This window comes from Mesorhizobium sp. M2C.T.Ca.TU.002.02.1.1, assembly GCF_003997225.1.
Genome location: NZ_RZTO01001060.1, coordinates 1 through 1,753 on the forward strand (window position 1 = coordinate 1; position 1,753 = coordinate 1,753).

Here is a 1,753-nt window from a genome sequence, read left to right on the forward strand (position 1 = left end):
CGACAAGGGCAGCGGGGTGAGCCTGCGTCACGCCGGATAGCGGCTTAGCCGCCTGCCTTACTTCGGCAGGTAGGTCTCGTAAGGCGTGTCGTTGATCAGCAGGATCACGCATTCGGTGTCCGACAGGCAGGCGTCGTCATGCATTTCGTCGGCCTTCTGGGTCCAGTAGGAGCCAGGCGGCAACTCGACCTTCGTGGCTTCGCCGCCCTGCATCTGCCAGTGCGCCCAGAGGCCCTTGATGACCACGGCGCGGTAATCGGCGGTGTGGGCATGGACGGGCGCGCGCCAGTTGCCGGGAACCTTCAGCAGCGTGCCGGCCGGTCCTTTGGCGCGCTCGCCCCATAGCGGACCAAGCCGCTGCGGCTGGTTCGGCGCTTCGACGGCATAAGGGATCTTGTCGGCCGGCAGGTAGCTGTCTTCGAGCGCGAAAGCGCGGTTCGGCAACATGGCAGCAGCGGCAAGCGCAAGCGGTGCGAGATGATTGGGCATGGCGGTTTCCTCCACTAGAGCGTTTCACCGTTTCACGGAAACGGCGAACCGCTCTATCTCTTTGTTTTGACGCAATTCCTGACGGAAAACCGCTCACACTTTTCCCGGAATTGCTCTAGCCAGCTTATGCTGTCTCGACTGGCGGGGAATGACGCGGCGTCCAAAAGATTTGGCAATTCCTCCAGCGGGCTGCCTGCCGGATGTCAGGATTGCTCCTCGGCGCCGGCGTGACGGAAATGGCTCGGCGCCACGCCCATCACCCGCTTGAAGGCTCGGCTGAAGGAGGCTTCCGAGTCGTAGCCCAATCTCGCGGCCGTGACCGAAACCCGCATGCCGTCGCGGCTGAGCCATTGCCGCGCCTGGTGCATGCGCACGCGCAGCACATATTTAGCCGGCGTCTCGCCGACCACGCTGGCGAAGCGCTGCGCGAAGGCGGAGCGCGAGGCGCCCATCATCCTGGCCAGCGCCTCGACCGTCCAGTCGCGCTCCGGCTGGAGGTGGATGGCGGCAAGCACCTTGCCGACATCCGGATTGCGCATGGCGGCGATCCAGCCGGTGGCGTCGCCACAGCCATTCTCGACCCAGGAGCGGATGATGGTGGCGGCGAGCACGTCGGCCAGGCGGGCAAGAATGCCGCCGGAGCCGACGCGGTCCATCGTCACCTCGCCAGCCATCGCGTCGAGCAGATGCTGGATGCCCGGCGCGTTCGCCATCAGCTTATGCGCCTGCATCAGGTCGGGCATCATCTCCAGCAGCGGATGCGAGCCGTCGAGGTTGAAATGCATCGAGCCGCAAAACAGCAAGGTCTTGCAGCCGTCGCAGCCGTTCGAGACGTCGTAGATGTTCTCGCACACCGGCTCGATCGTGTAGCGGCCGATCGGCACCGGCGGCACGCCGGGCGCGCTCGCCAGCACATGCTCGTCGCCGCGCGGGATCAGCAGCGCGTCGCCCACCGAGAGCTCGATCCATTCCCTGGCAGGCGAGAACAGCCAGCAACCCTGCTGTCCGATGAAATGGAAGCGCGCGGCCTTCTGCGCCGGAAAGGAAACGGCCCAGGGCTCGCCCAGCACGCAGCGGCCATAATCGACGCCGTCGAGGCGCAGGCCACGCAACATGTCGGTGAGCGGGTCGCCCGAAGTCTGCAAAACCGATTTGGACGAATTGTAATTCATTTCGGCGTTTCTAGCATGGAAACTCCAGACAGTCACTCCCTATGTTGCACTGCAGCCTAAATGTTGCGCTGCAACTCATCGGAGATTTGACA

The 1,753-nt window shown here is 64.2% G+C and carries 2 protein-coding genes; both read right to left on the reverse strand.

Going from position 1 to position 1,753, the window contains the following annotated elements; all coding sequences use genetic code 11:
- Positions 1-57: 57 nt before the first annotated feature.
- Positions 58-489 (reverse strand): DUF4437 domain-containing protein, encoded by a 432-nt coding sequence (locus tag EOD07_RS33285; protein WP_127238246.1) that lies wholly within the window; start codon positions 487-489, stop codon positions 58-60.
- Positions 490-692: 203 nt separating this feature from the next.
- Positions 693-1,661: an AraC family transcriptional regulator gene (locus tag EOD07_RS33290; protein ID WP_127238247.1), complete on the reverse strand. Its 969-nt coding sequence runs from the start codon at positions 1,659-1,661 to the stop codon at positions 693-695.
- Between the last annotated feature and the right edge of the window lie 92 nt (positions 1,662-1,753).

What these genes read in the sequence shown, in the direction of transcription:
- EOD07_RS33290 (WP_127238247.1), bottom strand. Translation starts at nt 1,661, where the DNA reads ATGAATTACAATTCGTCCAAATCGGTTTTGCAGACTTCGGGCGACCCG.
- EOD07_RS33285 (WP_127238246.1), bottom strand. Translation starts at nt 489, where the DNA reads ATGCCCAATCATCTCGCACCGCTTGCGCTTGCCGCTGCTGCCATGTTG.